This is a genomic window from Flavobacterium sp. UBA7680 (assembly GCF_002482975.1).
Lineage (GTDB): Bacteria > Bacteroidota > Bacteroidia > Flavobacteriales > Flavobacteriaceae > Flavobacterium.
Genome location: NZ_DLHA01000054.1, coordinates 23,052 through 41,485 on the forward strand (window position 1 = coordinate 23,052; position 18,434 = coordinate 41,485).

Sequence of the window (18,434 nt, forward strand, 5' to 3'; positions counted from 1 at the left end):
TCCTTACGTCGAAATGACAAAACGGTGAGCGTATTTAGACCTGACGGGTTTTAAAAACCTGTCAGGTCTCCGTTGAGAAAGAAAAATCTATTAACTATTAAACCAAAAATATATGAATTTTATTAAACCTTATTTATTTGCCGTCACGACTTTGCTGACAGTAAGCTGTACATCGCAAAAAGAAACCGCTTCATTAAAAGACGTTTACAAAAACGATTTCTATATCGGAACCGCTTTAAGTGCAGATCAAATTGAAGAAAAAGATGCAAAAGTAGATTCATTAATTAAGAAAGAATTTAATGCAATAACGCCGGAAAATATTATGAAGTCGATGTTCACGCATCCGCAAAAAGATAAATATGATTTTGCTTTATCGGACAAATTTGTGGCATATGGAGAAAAGAATAAAATGTTTATTCATGGACATACTTTAATATGGCACAGTCAATTAGCGCCTTGGATGGAAAAAATAGCAGATAGTACAGAAATGAAAGCTTTTATGAAAGATCATATCACGACAATTGTTTCCAAATATAAAGGCAGAATCAATTCGTGGGATGTTGTAAACGAAGCTTTAAACGATGATGGAACTTTGCGACAATCTGTTTTTTTGAAAACGCTTGGCGAAAAATACCTTGTTGATGCTTTTAAACTCGCAGAAAAAGCAGATCCAAAAGCAGAGTTGTATTACAACGATTATAATATCGAAGAACCAGCAAAAAGAGCCGGAGCAATTACCTTAATCAAAAAGATAAAAGCAGCCGGAGGAAAAGTTGACGGCGTTGGTATTCAGGGACATTGGAGATTACAGAGTCCGTCGATTGAAGAAATTGAAAAAAGTATTTTAGAATACTCGGCATTGGGAATTAAAGTTGCTTTTACAGAATTGGATATTACCGTGCTGCCAAATCCGTGGGATTTGAAAGGTGCTGATGTCAATCAGAATTTTGAAGGAAGTGCTAAAATGAATCCATATCCTAAATCATTGCCGGATTCTGTTCAGACACAATTGGCAGAACGGTACGCGTCGATTTTTAAACTATTTTTAAAACATAAAGACAAAATCAGCCGAGTTACTTTTTGGGGCGTTTATGACGGACAATCGTGGTTAAATGACTGGCCGATAAAAGGAAGAACCAATTATCCGCTTCCATTTGATGCAACTTTAAAGCATAAACAAGCTTACGATAGCATTTTAAAGTTGAAGAAAACGGAAGAATAACGAGTTAAAAAGGCTTTGAGTTAAAATATTATTAACAATCGGTTGTTTTTAAAAATATTCTTGAAATAAAGTAAAGTAAATTTGCGTAATATGTTTTTTTGTATAATTTTACACAACCGATTGTTTTGACCGAAATTCGCTTTTCCTGCAAGGTTTTCAAAACCTTGTAGGTATTTTGAGAAGGCATTATAAAACAATTTTAAACCTACAAGGTTTTGAAAACCTTGCAGAAGAAAAAAACTAACTAACCACAAACCACAAAATGAATAACATTTCACAAAAATTATCCATCAAAGAAAAAATAGGATACAGCTTAGGAGACTTAGCCGCCAATTTAGTTTTTCAAACTTTGATGACGTATCTGGCTTATTTCTACACCGATATTTACGGATTATCGCCAACAGATTCTTCTATCATCATGTTGATTGTGGGTTTAGTTGCAGCTTTTATTTTTAATCCCATTATTGGCGTTTTAGCAGATAGAACCAGTACAAAATGGGGAAAATTCAGACCGTGGATTTTGGCAACTGCAATTCCGCTTGGCGTGGTTGCTTTATTGGCGTTTTCAACTCCTGATTTCTCTTATAAAGGAAAAGTAATTTATGCGGTTGTAACCTATACTTTATTACTGCTTTTTTATGCGGGAAATAATCTACCGTATTCCGCTTTAAGTGGTGTTATTACAGGTGATATGTCAGAGAGAAACAGTATGTCATCGTACCGTTTTGTGGCCGTTATGTTTGCGCAGTTTTTTGTTCAGGTTTTTATGCTCGGCATTATAAAAAGCGCGGGAAATGGAGATAAAGCAATTGGTATCGAGAAAGTAATGACGGTTTTGGCAATTATTGGAACGATTATGCTTTTAATCACATTCTTGACGACAAAAGAAAGAATTATTCCTAAACCGGAACAAAAATCAAGTGTAAAAGAAGATTTAAGTGATTTAGTAAAAAATAGACCGTGGATAATTATGCTTTCACTTACCACTTTGGTTTTTATTACGCTGGCAATGAAAGGCGGTTCGTATGTGTATTATTTTGAAAACTATGTAGATAAAGAGCAATTGGCGATTTTTATTCAGCCTATTTTAGATACGTTATCGAATATTGGTTTGAATCATTTTGGTAACGATCCTGTTTCAGCCGGATTTGGATTGTTTAATGCGGGCGGAATTATCTTTATGATTGTTGGAATTACATTGTCTAAAAACCTGGCAGATAAATACGGAAAACGAAATGTTTTCGGATTGTTTTTATTCATTTCGACATTGTTTATTATTGCTTTTTATTTCTTCCCGCCAACGTCAATTAGTTTCATGTTTTTCTCCCAAATCTTACACGGATTTTTCTACGGAATCACAATCCCGATTCTTTGGGCGATGATTGCCGATGTTGCCGATTATTCGGAATGGCTGAACAATCGCCGCGCGACGGCGATTATTTTTTCGGCAATGATGGTAGGTTTAAAGGCGGGATTAAGTATTGGCGGCGCTTTGACAACCTTGTTTTTAGGATATTTTCATTATGCGCCAAATTCTCCTGTACAAACAGAAACAGCGATTAACGGAATCAAATTGTTGGTCAGCGTTTTTCCTGCAATTCCATTTTTAATTGGAGCCGGATTATTGTTTTTCTATAAAATCAACAAACAAATGGAAGTGCAGATCGAAACCGAATTAAAAGAAAGAAGAACTTAATTATTTAAAACCAAGATATTACTATGCCTGAAGATAGCATTGAACAAATTAATTTCGAGGAAATTAATGAACTGGCGATTTCAAAGCCTTTAGTTTCTCACATTTATACAGCCGACCCGTCGGCGCATGTATTTAATGGTAAAATTTATATTTATCCGTCACATGATATCGATGCCGGAATTCCGTTTAACGATAACGGAGATCATTTTGGAATGGAAGATTATCACGTTTTTTCGATGGAAAATATTTCATCAAAAGCGGTGGATAATGGTGTTGCCTTACATGTAAAAGATGTTGCCTGGGCCGAAAAACAAATGTGGGCACCAGATGCGGCACAGAAAAACGGAAAGTATTATTTGTATTTCCCTGCCAAACGTGCTAATGGAATTTTCCAGATTGGAGTTGCCGTTGGAGATTCTCCCGCAGGGCCTTTCAAGTCAGAACCAGATGCTATAAAAGGAAGTTACAGTATTGATCCTGCAGTTTTTGAAGATGAAGACGGTAAACATTATATTTATTTTGGCGGAATCTGGGGCGGACAGCTGCAGAAATACAGAAATAATAAATACGATCAGGATAATGAAGAACCTTCTGGAAATGAACCTGCTTTAGGCCCAATTGTAGCTTTGCTTCGTGATGATATGCTAGAGTTTGCAGAAGAACCAAAAGAGATTAAAATTCTGGATGAAAACGGAGAAATTCTGCTGGCTGGAGATAATGCCCGTCGTTTTTTTGAAGCTTCGTGGGTTCATAAATACAACGGGAAATATTATTTCTCGTATTCAACAGGAGATACGCATTTTATTTGTTACGCAATTGGCGACAATCCGTATGGACCGTTTACGTATCAGGGAAGAATTTTGAATCCGGTTGTGGGATGGACTTCGCATCATTCTATTTGTGAGGTTGAAAACGAATGGTATTTGTTTTATCACGATTCGAGTTTGTCAAAAGGTGTAACGCATTTAAGAAGTATGAAAGTAACTAAAATTGATTATCTGGAAGATGGTTCGATTGTTACAATTGACCCGTATGGAATAAGAAGATTGATAGATTAAAAAAATTTCTTGAAAAATACAATCGGTTGTGTTGGTTTTACTATTTCTGGTGGGGTTGGTTTGCGTGAGGGATAGCAGTGGAAAGCCCACAGCCTGACGAAGGAAGTGCGAGGACTTGAAACGTATAGCCCGACCCGGAGGGGCACGCCCAAAGTATAAGTCGAAACAGATTTAAAAGTTAACAATTTAAATGCAAAAAGTATTTTTTTATAAGATACAATTATTTACTTTAGCATAACAGAACGGAACAGAACGGTATGCTAAAAGAAGAAGAAAAATTTGAGTTTATAATTAATCACGATAGTGATATTCCGAAGTACCAGCAATTGGTTGACGGGATTACGAATGCAATTGCCGAGAACATTTTGCAAAAGGGAGATTTGCTTCCGTCAGTAAATGTAATCTGCAAAACATATCAGCTTTCGAGAGATACAGTTTTTAAGGCGTATACGATTTTAAAAGATCAGAATACGATTGAATCTGTGCCGAATAAAGGCTATTACGTTTCGGGCGAAACTAGAAAAGTGCTTTTGGTTTTAGACACTTTTAAAGCGTATAAAGAGGTTTTGTACCATTCGTTTGTGAATAATCTGCCGGATAATGTGATTACTGATGTGCAGTTTCATCATTATAATATTGATGTTTTTAAAACGATCATCAATAACGGAATTGGGAAGTATTACAAATATGTGGTGATGAATTTTGATCATAAGGAAATTGCTCCGGCTTTGTCGGCAATTTCAAAAGATAAATTGCTTTTGATAGACTGGAATATTCAGGCAGATAAAAGTTATAATTATGTTTTTCAGGATTTTGGAAAAGCGTTTTATGAGTCTTTGACAGAAGCGGCTGATTTGTTTAAAAAGTATAAAAAGATACAATTTGTGTATCCGGATTTTACAAATCACCCGAAGGAAACGGTTGATTTTTTTAAGAAATTCTGTGCTGATTTCAGCTTTGAATATGAAATTATTACAGATCCTAAAAGGTTCAATATCGAAAAAGGGATTGCCTATATCAGTGTAAGTGACAGGATTTTAGGATACTTTTTAGAGCAATGTAAAGAGAAAGATTTTGAACCTGGAAAAGACGTTGGTTTTTTGTCGTACAACGAAACGCCAATGAAGAAATTTATATACAAAGGAATTTCAGTTGTGTCAACTGATTTCAAAGAATTAGGAACCAAAGCAGCGGCATTTATTACGCATGACGAAGAAACGAAGTGTTATGTGCCGACAAAATTAATAATAAGAGAATCATTGTAGTATGTATTATATCGGATATGATATTGGAAGTTCTTCGGTCAAGGCAGCCTTGGTTGAAGCAGAAACGGGTAAAAAAGTAATCGTTTTGAATGAACCGCAAAACGAAATGGAAATCTTGTCGATTCACCCGGATTGGGCAGAGCAGGATCCAGAAATTTGGTGGCAGCACATTTGTACGGCAACCAAAAGGGCGATTCGTGAAGCTAATATTGATGCATCGAAAATTCAGGGAATTGGTATTTCGTACCAAATGCACGGATTAGTGATCGTGGATAAAGCTGGAAATGCGCTTCGAAATTCGATTATTTGGTGCGACAGCCGTGCGGTTGAAATTGGGAATAAGGCTTTCGCCGAAATTGGAGAGCAAAAATGTATGGAACATTTACTGAATTCTCCGGGAAATTTTACGGCTTCGAAACTAAAATGGGTGAAAGAAAACGAACCTGAAGTTTACAATAAAATTGATAAATACATGCTTCCGGGAGATTATATCGCTTTGAAATTGACAGGCGAAGTAACGACTACCAAAAACGGTTTGTCTGAAGGAATGCTTTGGGATTATAAAGAAAATAAAGTAGCCGATTGGCTTTTGGATTATTATGGAATTGATACATCATTAACTCCAAAAATTGTAGAGAATTTTACGAATCAGGGAGTTGTTACTGAAAAAGCCTCTATCGAATCAGGGCTTCCAGCAGGAATTCCAATTGTTTACAGAGCGGGAGATCAGCCTAATAATGCTTTGGCTTTGAATGTTTTAAATCCGGGAGAAGTAGCGGCTACGGGCGGAACTTCGGGCGTATTTTATGCGGTAAGCGAAATGTCATCTGGAAAAAGTACGAGAGTAAACAATTTCGTTCACGTAAACTACGAATTGGAAACGCCACGAGTTGGTAAACTTTTAAATATTAACGGAGCAGGAATTCAGTACAGATGGCTTCGTAATAATATGGGTAACGAAAGTTATGAAGCAATGAATGAAAAAGCTTCCAATATTGAGGTTGGATCAGAAGGTGTTGTTGTGATTCCGTTTGGGAATGGTGCGGAACGTATGTTCAACAATAAAAACATTGGGACACATTTTTTAAACCTCAACTTAAATATTCATAACAGCGCACATTTGTTTAGAGCTTCTCTTGAAGGAATTGCTTTTTCGTTTGTGTACGGAATGGAATGTTTAAAAGAGGATAATGCGACGATTAATGTAATTAGAGCCGGAAATGATAACCTTTTCCGATCTGAAATTTTCTCTAATACGGTGGCAACTTTAATTGGTCACGAAATTGAAATTTATAATACAACCGGAGCAGTTGGTGCGGCAAGAGCAGTTGGTTTAAAAGATGGTGATTACAGCAAATTTGGAGCTAATGTTAGCGACAACGATCACGTAATGACGTTTTTACCACTTCACAACGCAGCACCTTATGAAACGGCTTACCAGAAATGGAAACAAGAATTAGAATTAATATTAACAACTAAATAAAAGAACAAATGATAGTTTTAGGAGATAAAGAATACTACAAAGGTATTGGCCAAATAAAATTTGAAGGAAAAGAATCCGATAATCCGTTGGCATTTAAATATTATAATCCAGACCAAGTTGTAGCTGGAAAAACTATGCGTGAGCACTTTAGATTTGCTATTGCGTATTGGCACACCTTCTGCGGACAAGGTAGCGATCCATTCGGGCCAGGAACGCAGCAATTTGCTTGGGATCAGTCTTCAGATCCGTATCAGGCGGCAAAAGATAAAGCAGATGCTGCTTTTGAATTTATCAGCAAAATGGGATTCGATTATTTCTGTTTTCATGATTATGATTTGATTGCTGAAGGAGCAACTTTCGCAGAATCAGAAAAACGTTTAGCATTCATTACAGATTACTTAAAACAGAAAAAAGCAGATTCTGGAATTAAATTGCTTTGGGGAACTTCAAACTGTTTCTCTAATCCAAGATTCATGAACGGAGCAGCTACAAATCCTGATTTTAATGTTGTAGCAAGAGCGGGTGGACAAGTAAAATTAGCGCTTGATGCAACAATTGCTTTAGGTGGAGAAAACTACGTATTCTGGGGAGGTAGAGAAGGTTATATGTCTTTACTAAACACAGATATGGGAAGAGAATTAGACCACATGGCACAATTCCTGGCAATGTCCAGAGATTATGCAAGAGCACAAGGTTTTAAAGGAACTTTCTTTATTGAACCAAAACCAATGGAGCCGTCAAAACACCAATACGATTTTGACTCAGCTACTGCAATTGGATTCTTAAAAGAATATGGTTTAGATAAAGATTTCAAAATCAACATCGAGGTTAACCACGCAACATTGGCGCAGCACACTTTCCAACACGAATTAGAAGTTGCAGCAAAAGCGGGAATGTTAGGAAGTATTGATGCCAACAGAGGTGATTACCAAAACGGTTGGGATACAGACCAATTCCCAAATAATATTCAGGAAACTACTGAAGCGATGTTAGTTTTCTTAAAAGCCGGCGGATTACAAGGCGGTGGAGTTAATTTTGATGCTAAAATCCGAAGAAATTCTACAGACTTAGAAGATGTTTTCTTAGCGCATATTGGCGGTGCTGATACTTTTGCAAGAGCTTTATTGACTGCTGATAAAATCATCACTTCTTCTCCTTACGAAAAATTAAGAACAGAAAGATACAGCTCTTTCGATGCCGGAAAAGGAAAAGATTTCGAAAACGGAAAATTAAACCTTAAAGATTTATACGATATCGCAAATCAAAACGGAGAGTTAACGCTTCAAAGTGGTAAGCAGGAATTGTTTGAAAATATCATTAACCAATATATTTAATAATTTATTTAAACACATAGAAACATAGGTTTGAGTTTTTACAAAAAGAGACGAAAAAAAAATCAAGATTTTTACACATAGCTATGTTTATTTAAACAAGTGAAACGCCTTTATGGACAAAGAAAAACTATGTATCTATGTGTTTAAAATTTATTAGTGAGAAACTATCTAAAGAAACTTGATAAATTTTAATGTGATAGCTGTAGAAAGTATCAATTATTCAACAGCTCTTTCAGTAGTTTTTTAGATACAAATAGAGAGAATGTGTATTTAGATTATGACTTGTTTTTGAGATTTAAATTTGAAGAAAATAGATTGAAGGTTTAGTTACTATTTTTTGAAAATTGAAGTTTAAAAATAAAGTCAGTTTGATAAAATTATTAAGTGAGTTATTTTTTTATTGAAGGTTTTTTGAAGAGCAGAATCGGTCGAAATGCACATTTTTTTCTCGCTAAATGTTAGACGCACTGCTCGTCTCTACAAATTACACACAATCTTTGTCAAAGTTTAAAACTTTGACAAAGTTAATTACCCACAATCTTGTCATTTCGAGGAACGAGAAATCTTCGCGAGAAACTCTACAAAGATTGGCGATTCTCAGTGCGGAGCTACTTACGAAGATTTCTCCTTTCAGTCGAAATGACAAAATTGAGAGTCAATTCGTTAAAACTTTACGTTAGACGCACTGCTGTGCGTCTCTACAATCAACCAACCTTAAACCAAAAAACTTATGAAATTTTTTATTGATACTGCTAATCTGGAAGACATTCGAGAAGCACAATCGCTTGGCGTTCTTGACGGCGTAACGACAAATCCGTCTTTGATGGCAAAAGAAGGAATTACAGGAAAAGACAACATTTTAAAACATTACTTAGACATTTGTAATATTGTCGATGGCGATGTTTCTGCTGAGGTAATTTCTACTGATTTTGACGGAATGATAAGAGAAGGAGAGGAACTTGCAGCTTTACATCCGCAGATTGTGGTGAAATTACCCATGATTGGTGACGGAATAAAAGCTTGTAAATACTTTTCTTCAAAAGGAATTAAAACTAATGTAACATTAGTGTTTTCGGCAGGTCAGGCTTTATTGGCGGCGAAAGCCGGAGCGACTTATGTTTCTCCGTTTTTAGGACGATTAGATGATGTTTCAACAGACGGAATGCATCTTATTGCCGAAATCAGGGAAATTTATGATAATTACGATTATCAAACGCAAATACTTTCTGCTTCGGTAAGACATACCATGCATATTGTAAATTGTGCTAAAGTAGGATCAGATGTTATGACCGGGCCGCTTTCGGCAATTAAAGGATTATTGAAGCATCCGCTTACTGATATTGGTTTAAAACAGTTTGTTGAAGATGCTAAAAAAATGAATCTCTAAACCCTAAATACACAACGCAATGACTAAGCTCTTTTCTTCGTGAAAAGGGCTTTTTTTGTAACTTTTCAACAACCGATTGCCTTTTTGATTTGTTTTTAAATCAAATATTTTTAGAGATGCGCTCGTATTCAGCTTTCCTTTAGAATATTAAGTTAAAAATTCAATTATTCTGTAATTTTAGTATTACTAAAACGATGTAGAGATATTGAAAATATTTTAAATTCTATAATTTATACTTTTTTTAGTATTTTGAATAAAACAGCTTTTTATTCATAATCTTTCAGTTGAACGAGTTATTAAAAATAATTATAATTTAATTTTTTAGCAATATATATGAACTATGTGTTTTTTTAACGTGGTATTTTTTTATAATTCTTAAATAAAATTAACGCAACCGATTGTGTATTGTTGTTTTTTATATATATTTGTTTTAATAATGATTATGAATTGTTTTTATTCTGAAAACAGCTTCTGCATCATTTCATAAAAAAAACTAACTAAACCATACTATTAACTCATTAAACTAATTATTTATGACTAACCTTTTAATTACTAAAAGCAAATCAAAATACTTTAAAAATTTAGGGTACTTAATCCTGATGTTAGTATTTTCTGCTGCGGTAAATGCACAAACCACTGTGTCAGGAACAGTTTCTGATAGTAACGGACCAATACCGGGAGTAAACATTTTTGTAAAAGGAACTAAAATCAGTTCGGTTTCTAATTTTGACGGAACGTATACCATCAGCCCGGTTCCTGCAAATGCAACTTTATCTTTCAGCTTTATAGGTTATAGCTCAAAAGACGTTGCAGTTGCCAACAAAAGCAAAATAGATGTAACACTTGAAGAAGATGTAAGCAGCTTAAAAGAAGTTGTTGTGGTAGGTTACGGAACCATGAAAAGATCAGACTTAACAGGTTCTGTTTCATCTGTAACCAGTCAGGCAGTTACACAATCTGTAACAACATCAATCGAGCAGGTTTTACAAGGACGTGCGGCGGGTGTAAACGTACAGGCAAACAACGGTGCGCCGGGAGCAAGTTCTTCTATTCGTATTCGTGGTATCAGTTCGCTAACCGGATCAAATGAACCCATTTTTGTAATTGATGGTGTAATTATCGACAATACAACAAGTTCTGTAAACACGAATCCGCTTTCAATGATTAATCCGTCAGATATTGTTTCGATGGATGTTTTAAAAGATGCTTCTGCAACTGCAATTTACGGTTCAAGAGCGGCAAACGGAGTTATTATCGTAACTACAAAACGTGGTAAAAAAGGCGATCTTACTTTAAACTTTGACAGTTATGTAGGATGGCAGGAAATTCCGAAACATTTGGATTTATTAAACCTTAGAGAATACGGAACATTAAAAAACACACGTTCAGATTTGGGAATTGTACAACTTGACAATACCTTCATTCGTCCTGATTTATTAGGCGAAGGAACAGACTGGCAGAAAGAATTGTTCAACACAGCTTTAATGCAGAGTTACAATTTATCAGCTTCAGGAGGCTCAGAAAGTACAACTTACTCTTTAGGAATTGGTTATTTAGACCAGGAAGGTATAGCAATTGGTTCTTCATTTGACCGTTTCAATTTAAGAGGAGTTGTAGATTCTCAGGTAAAAAGCTTTTTAAAATTGGGAGTAAACTTTGCCCTAAGTCAATACAATCAAACTACAACGGTTACAGATGATGCTTTAATTATAACCGCTTTAAAACAAACGCCAAACGTTGCGGTTCGTAATGCCGACGGAAGTTTTGACGGCCCGGACACTACAGAATTCGTTCAAAATAATCCAATAGGTTTAGCTTCTATAAAAGACAATCACAATAAAAATTACGCCATTAGAGCTAATACGTATGCTGAAATTGGTTTTACAAAAGACCTTAAATTCAAAACCCAATATTCATTAGATTACGGATTTGCAAACAATTATACTTTTAATCCATCGTATACTTTTGGAGCATTAGTAAACGATGTTCGCGAAGGAACAAGAACAAAATCAAACAGTGCATTTTGGAGTTGGAACAATTTATTGACTTACAATAAAACTTTTGGCGCGCATACCATTAATGCCATGTTAGGTCAGGAAATGCAGGAATCAAGCTGGGAAAACCTTTACGGATACCGTTCTGGTTACATCACAAACGGTGCTACAGATTTAAATGCCGGAGATGCTACAACAGCAAGAAACTCAAATGCCAGCAGTGTAAGTTCTATCAGCTCTTACTTCGGAAGATTATTTTATTCTTTCAATGATAAATATTTACTGACTGCGACTTTAAGACGAGACGGATCTTCAAAATTTGCAGAAGAAAATCGCTGGGGATGGTTTCCGTCAGCCGCTTTGGCCTGGAAAATTTCAAATGAAAATTTCTTAAAAGAAAATAAAACCATCAATAATTTAAAATTACGTTTAGGTTGGGGAGCAGTTGGTAACCAAAGTGCGCCAAACTACGCTTATACTTCCATTTACGGATCTTCGGCAACAAACTGGGGAACTGGACAATTGGCAGGAAATACAGCAAATCCTGATATTAAATGGGAAACAACTTATTCAAGCAACTTAGGTTTAGACCTTGGACTTTTTAATAACAGAGTAGAACTAGTTGCCGATGTTTATTACAAAAAAACAAACGACTTATTGCTGGAACTTCCACTTCCTGCTTACGTAGGAACAACTGGACAAGGGGCTACAAGACCGCCAACGGTAAACATTGGATCTCTTGAAAATAAAGGATTTGAGTTTAGTTTGAATACCATCAACATGGAGAGAAACGATTTTATATGGAAATCAAATATTGTTTTCTCGATGAACAGAAGCAAAGTTTTGGCACTTAATACAGAATCTGGAGTATTAAATAAAAACATTCAACAAGGTTCTGATGTTACAACTGTTACGAGAACAGCGGTTGGAGAAGCAATTGGACAATTTTACGGATATAAAGTGATTGGCCGATTTGAAAAAGCAACAGATTTCTATTATAAAGATAAAGACGGAGTGGTAAAACCAACAGCTTTGCCAGAAGGAATGGCGATTGGTGAAAACGGCGTTTGGATTGGAGATTATATTTTTGAAGATGTAAACAAAGACGGAATCATCAACGAAAAAGACCGCGATTACATTGGAAATCCGGCTCCTGATTTCACTTTCGGTATCGGAAACTCATTCTCTTTCCAGGGGTTTGATATCAACATTTTACTGACGGGTTCTTACGGAAATGATATCGTAAACTACCAAAGACGCTGGTTAGAAAATCCTCGTGAAAACACCAATTTATTGAAATCTGCTTTAGGATACGCACAATTAGAATTAATCGATCCAAACGGACCAAACGATTATCGTAATGTGCAAATTGTGGGCGGAGATCCTTATATGACCAGAATTGCGGCATCGTCTGCATCATCAGCTTCAAACTACCGTTTTAGTAATCGATTTGTTGAAGATGGTTCATATGTAAGAGTAAAGAATATTTCGATAGGATATAATCTTCCAAAGAAATTATATTCTAAATACGGAATCTCAAACATTAAGATATATTCTAACGCTCAAAACGTTTTAACCTTTACAAAATACAAAGGTTATGATCCCGAAGTTGGATCAATTAATCAGGATGCACTTTTAAGTGGTATTGATAATGGACGTTATCCTTCGCCAATTATTACAACGCTTGGATTGAATGTTAATTTCTAAAATTTACAAACTATGAAAACAAAAAAAATATTTTACACGGTTCTTATGATCGCATTGCCATTTGTTTGGACTAGTTGTAGTGATCTTTTAGATGTTGAACCAGAAGATCAAATCACAAAAGAGAATTTTTATAAATCAGAATCCGATTTTCAGTCGGCAACAGGCCCGCTTTACAACAGAGTTTGGTTTGATTTTAATGATAAATTCTATTACGGTTTAGGCGACGGACGTTCAGATAATTTGTACGCACCTTATTCTGATTACGTTTATCCGTTTACAGATTTATCTGAAACAGGATTAACAGGACCTTTAGTTTCGGCTTGGGGATCTTTATACAATGTTGTACAGCAGTCGAATAACGTTATTATCGGAATTTCTGATAGTAAAGTAGACGGAAGCGTTAAAAACAAATACATTGCCGAAGCACGTTTTATGAGAGGAACCGCCTATTGGTATTTAGCCTCTTTATGGGGAGATGTAATTATTTCTACAGACCCGAGAGAATTGGTTAAAAATCCAATTGTAAACAAAAATCCATTAAAAGATGTGTACGAATTTGCCATTCGCGATTTAGAATTTGCAGCAAAATATCTGCCTGAAACTGCAGGACAAGCCGGACGTTTAACAAAATACAGTGCATTCGGAATGTTGTCTCGTGTTTACCTATCATATTCGGGAGTAAGCGATAACCCAAACAGCGGAACAAGAAACCAGCAATATTTAGATCTAGCTAAAAAAGCGGCCGAAAAAGTAATCAATTCAGGTCCATACAGTCTAATGACAAACTATGCCGATTTATTTATGATAGATAACAACAACAATACCGAATCGATGTTTGCCTTGCAATGGGTTCCAAACGGAGATTATGGAGTTATTAATACACATCAGGCTTATTTTGCTTTAGGTTCTGATATTACAGGAGATGACGCCGCTTGGGGTTACTGGACAAGAGCTTCGAATGATGTTTTAAGAGAATACGAATCAAAAGACCTTCGCCGTAAAGCAACTTGGATGGGCGATGATGATTTCTACCCAGAAATCAATAAATCAAACGGAGGTTATACAGTTGATCATGCAAAAGAGTTCTTAACCGTAAAAAAAGGAGTTGTAGGTTCTACAAAAGACAATTCTAAAATTAGTCGTATGAACTCCGCTTTAAATACTTACATGTTACGTTTAGGTGAAGTGTATTTAAATTATGCCGAAGCGGCTTTAGGAAACAACGCTTCAACAGCAGATGCACTTGCTTTAGATGGCGTAAACAAACTTCGTGTTCGTGCAGGTCTTGATCCAAAAACGACTTTAACTTATGCCGATATCATTCACGAAAGAAGAGTTGAGTTAGCAATGGAAGGACAATATTGGTACGATTTAGTGAGACGTGCTTATTACAAACAGCAGGAAGTTATCAACTACGTAACGGCACAAAACCGTGGAACAATTGAGCCAATTCTTTACGATTCGGCAACAAATACCTTATCTATAGATCCGGCAAGAAGCAGCAGTCCGCGTTCAATTGGCGTAATCGATGCTACAATTTTCCTTCTTCCTTATCCGGAATCAGAACTGGTTCAGAATCCGTTGTTGAGAGAAAATCCGGTTCCGTATCAATTTACAGAAGAAAAAATAACAGACTTGTTCTAGTATTTTGAAAAACAACAATCTAAAAAATATTAATATGAAATATATTTTAAATAAAAAATATTGGGCACCCATCGCACTGCTGGGAATAATGTTCTTTAGTACGCTATTTACTTCTTGTGATAATAACGATTCTGAAGGCGGAACCATAACCATTTCAAAAGTTTTTCTGGAAGATGTAAATTCAACCGTTCCGGATAGAGAAGTGACTTTTGCCCGTTTAGGACAAGCTTTGCGTATACAAGGTTCTGGTTTTACAGGCTTAAAAAGAGTATACATCAACGGATATCAAACTTATTTTAATGTAGTTTTTGTATCCGATAATTCAATGCTGATCAATGTTTCTGCCGATACTCCAATTTTAGAAGCAGATCCATCCGTAAGAAACACGATTCGATTTGTAAACGATAATAATGAAACTACATTTTCATTTGAAATTCGTTCAGGAAAACCAGCAATCACAAACATTTCAAACACAATGCCTAATGCAGGAGAAACCATTACCGTTTCCGGAACTGGTTTAACCGAAGTAAGCAAAGTAGTTTTTCCTGGAAATATCGAAGTATCAACAGGAATTACTTCAGATGAAGACGGTGATTTTTTTACAGTTGCAGTGCCAAATGGCGTTTCAGACAACGGAGGTTCATTATTCGTTCAGACTTCAAACGGAGGCGTTTATTCTCCGGCTTATTTCAACTTTAAAAAAGGTGTTTTATTAGATTTTGACGGAAGAGGACAACACGGATATTGGGGAACTTCAACCAGTATGATTCAGCCAGAAGATTTAGCATCACTTGCTTTAGGAACAGGAAATATTTCGCAAGGCAAATATGTACCGCACCGTCCGGCAAGAATTGCTTCTTTTGATGCTGCCAAAAACCGCTGCTCAGAAGTTTGGACAGCAGGAAACGGAGTCGATAACTGGAGAACACAATTAACGCCTTATATTCCGGCAAGCACGCCGCTTGACAAAGTAGCATTACAATTTGATGTTTACGTTCCCGATGTTTGGAAAGATTCTGGATTCTTAAAAATATGCATGGTCAATAATTTTAATGGAGGAGAATGGACAGGAGCTGTTTATAATTATGTTCCTTGGATTGTTGACGGAAAATCGGTTGCTTTTCAAACCACAGGATGGACAACGGTTACTATTCCTCTAAATAAATTTTATGCATGGTCTAAAGAAGCATTCACTTTTGAAACAGTTTTAGCATATCGTGAAGCTGCAACGTATCAAAACTTTGGTTTTTTCTTTGAAAACTCTGATGTAAAACTAAAAGACGTTACAGGAACTGCAAGTGAAGTAGAATTTGCTTCAAAACCAACTTCAGTAAAAGTGTACACAGACAACTGGAGAATAGTATCCTTAGATACTCCGGTTTACAATGATTTTGCTAACTAAAAAAACACCAAAATGAAATATAAATATATAATACCAGTAATTGCTTCATCCTTAATGCTTCTGGCATCTTGTGATGATAATTTAATGGAATGGGAAAAAGACCCTGAGCATGGCGAGGTAACAGGAGCTGAACTTCCATTAGAATTAGTAGAAAAAATAAGCCGATACGATAACCTTAAAACGTACACAGATTTTGTTTTAGGAAACGGAATTGGTGCCGATTTATACTTAACTGACGCAGCGTACCGCAAAATTGTAAACGACAACTTTGATGAGGTTACGCCGGGTTATGAAATGAAACACGGCGCAATGGTAAACTCAAAAGGTGAAATTAATTTTACTAAAGTAGATGCCTTTATTGCTGAAACAAAAAAAGCTGGATTAACAGTTTTTGGACATACTTTGGTTTGGCATTCCAACCAAAATGCGAGTTATTTAAATAGTATAATTGCGCCAACTGTAATTCCCGGTTCAAGCGGAACCAATACATTAGATGTTGCAGGTTTAAAAAACGGAACATTTACAAATTGGGCAAGAAATAATCCCGGAAAAGGAATTGCTATTGCAGCAAATGAAGGGCTTGCAACGGGTTCACAGGCTATTAAATTAGAATCTAGCGCAACATCTTCAGCACCATATAATCTGCAATTGACCTCTCCGGATGTATCCATTGTAAGCGGTCATAATTACGAGATTTCTTTCTACATTAAATCTGATGTAACAGGAAAAGGACGTATTTCTTTCAATGCTTCCTTAACCAACCAATATCCGTATAAAGACTGGTTCAGCACAGGCGGATCCTGGACAGAAGCTTTTGCAACAACATCAGCATGGCAGCAGGTTAAAATTAAATTAGCTCCCGGAGATTTTGTTGGCGGAAGCACCAATTTCAAATTCAATATCGATTTAGGATATCTGCCAAATGTGACGTATTTAATTGATGTAAATACGATTGCAGTTGTAGATCTTGATGCCGCAGCCACAGTTACAAATTTGGTTGCCAATGGTAATTTTAATGCAGGTATCAGCGGATGGTCAAAATACAACGGTGCTAATGATGCTTTAAGTGCTGCAGGCGCGGCCGATGCATATGAAGGAAACGGAGCGATGAAAGTGGTAAACGCAACTTCGGATGCGGCAAATCAATGGAAAACTCAAATTCATGCTGATTTTACTTCAACCTTCACTTCTGGAAAAGAATATACCATTTCGTATATGATTCGTTCTGAAGCAACTGGTTCTGTAAGATGTTCAACAACAGGAACAACAGCTCATTATCAGGGAGATCAGGCAACAACGCCAAGTTGGAAATTAGTGGAATGGAAATTTACCGGAAATGGAACCGAAACAGGTTTAAACTTTGATTTAGGTGGAGCAGCAGGAACCTATTATATCGACAATGTTTCAGTAACGGACGGATCATCTGGCGGAGGCCCAACAGCACCAATAACCATCAATAAAACCGAAGCCGAAAAAACAAAAATCATTGGCGATGCAATGACTGACTGGGTTTCTAAAATGATGACACATTACAAAACAAGCGTTTTTGCTTGGGATGTTGTAAACGAACCAATGAAAGAAGATGGAACATTAAGAACAGGAAATGAAGGCGATACCGCAGCAGATTTTTTCTCTTGGATAAAATACCTAGGAAAAGATTATGCAGTAACAGCTTTTAAACTGGCGCGTCAATATGGAAATGCAACAGACAAACTTTTCATCAACGATTATAATTTAGAATCAAGATTAGACAAATGCGACGGATTGATTCAATATGTGGAATATATCGAAAGTCAAGGCGGAAAAGTTGACGGAATAGGAACACAGATGCACATAGGTCTAAATACAGATAAAGATAAAATTGCCCAAATGTTCCAAAAACTGGCAGCTACAGGAAAATTGATTAAAATTTCTGAGTTAGATGTGAGATTAGGAACAAATGCGCCAACCGTTGCGCAGCAAGCTTCGCAAGCAGAAATGTATCAATATGTGGTAGATATGTATAAAAAACATATTCCGGCAGCGCAGCAATACGGTATTACAGTTTGGGGAGTTTCTGATAACTCTAAGGAACATGAATTTTGGCTTCCGGACGAAGCACCAAATCTTTGGGATGCAAATTACGTTCGTAAACACGCCTATAAAGGAACTGCTGATGGTCTTGCAGGAAAAGATGTAAGTAAAGACTTTTCAGGAGAGTTGGTTAAGTAAGTTAAGTGTAGTCTTAATCCATAATATGAAT

Annotated in this window: 11 protein-coding genes; all 11 read left to right on the plus strand. The window is 36.2% G+C overall.

Features of this window, described 5'->3' with window-relative positions:
- Positions 1–112 precede the first annotated feature (112 nt).
- The 11 genes from B3C18_RS22175 (at position 113) to B3C18_RS22225 (ending at position 18,403) form a co-directional block, all read left to right on the plus strand.
- Positions 113–1,222: an endo-1,4-beta-xylanase gene (locus B3C18_RS22175; protein ID WP_291151976.1), complete on the plus strand. Its 1,110-nt coding sequence runs from the start codon at positions 113–115 to the stop codon at positions 1,220–1,222.
- Between the two features lie 262 nt (positions 1,223–1,484).
- Entirely contained in the window at positions 1,485–2,918 is a 1,434-nt protein-coding gene (locus B3C18_RS22180) for an MFS transporter (RefSeq protein ID WP_291151980.1), read from the plus strand.
- A 23-nt stretch (positions 2,919–2,941) separates the two neighbouring features.
- Positions 2,942–3,976, plus strand: a complete 1,035-nt coding sequence (locus tag B3C18_RS22185; protein WP_291151982.1) for a glycoside hydrolase family 43 protein — start codon at positions 2,942–2,944, stop codon at positions 3,974–3,976.
- Positions 3,977–4,233: 257 nt separating this feature from the next.
- Complete coding sequence (locus B3C18_RS22190; RefSeq protein WP_291151984.1) at positions 4,234–5,241, plus strand: GntR family transcriptional regulator; 1,008 nt, start codon at positions 4,234–4,236, stop codon at positions 5,239–5,241.
- Between the two features lies 1 nt (position 5,242).
- Positions 5,243–6,724, plus strand: a complete 1,482-nt coding sequence (locus B3C18_RS22195; RefSeq protein WP_291151987.1) for a xylulokinase — start codon at positions 5,243–5,245, stop codon at positions 6,722–6,724.
- A gap of 8 nt (positions 6,725–6,732) precedes the next feature.
- Positions 6,733–8,058: a xylose isomerase gene (gene xylA, locus B3C18_RS22200; RefSeq protein WP_291151990.1), complete on the plus strand. Its 1,326-nt coding sequence runs from the start codon at positions 6,733–6,735 to the stop codon at positions 8,056–8,058.
- Between the two features lie 730 nt (positions 8,059–8,788).
- Entirely contained in the window at positions 8,789–9,445 is a 657-nt protein-coding gene (fsa, locus tag B3C18_RS22205; RefSeq protein WP_180856806.1) for a fructose-6-phosphate aldolase, read from the plus strand.
- A gap of 533 nt (positions 9,446–9,978) precedes the next feature.
- Positions 9,979–13,146, plus strand: a complete 3,168-nt coding sequence (locus B3C18_RS22210; protein WP_291151993.1) for a SusC/RagA family TonB-linked outer membrane protein — start codon at positions 9,979–9,981, stop codon at positions 13,144–13,146.
- A gap of 12 nt (positions 13,147–13,158) precedes the next feature.
- Positions 13,159–14,790, plus strand: coding sequence for a RagB/SusD family nutrient uptake outer membrane protein (locus tag B3C18_RS22215; RefSeq protein WP_291151996.1), 1,632 nt, complete (start codon positions 13,159–13,161; stop codon positions 14,788–14,790).
- A gap of 34 nt (positions 14,791–14,824) precedes the next feature.
- Positions 14,825–16,192, plus strand: a complete 1,368-nt coding sequence (locus B3C18_RS22220) for a glycan-binding surface protein (RefSeq protein ID WP_291151999.1) — start codon at positions 14,825–14,827, stop codon at positions 16,190–16,192.
- A 12-nt stretch (positions 16,193–16,204) separates the two neighbouring features.
- Entirely contained in the window at positions 16,205–18,403 is a 2,199-nt protein-coding gene (locus B3C18_RS22225) for an endo-1,4-beta-xylanase (RefSeq protein WP_291152002.1), read from the plus strand.
- Positions 18,404–18,434: the final 31 nt, after the last annotated feature.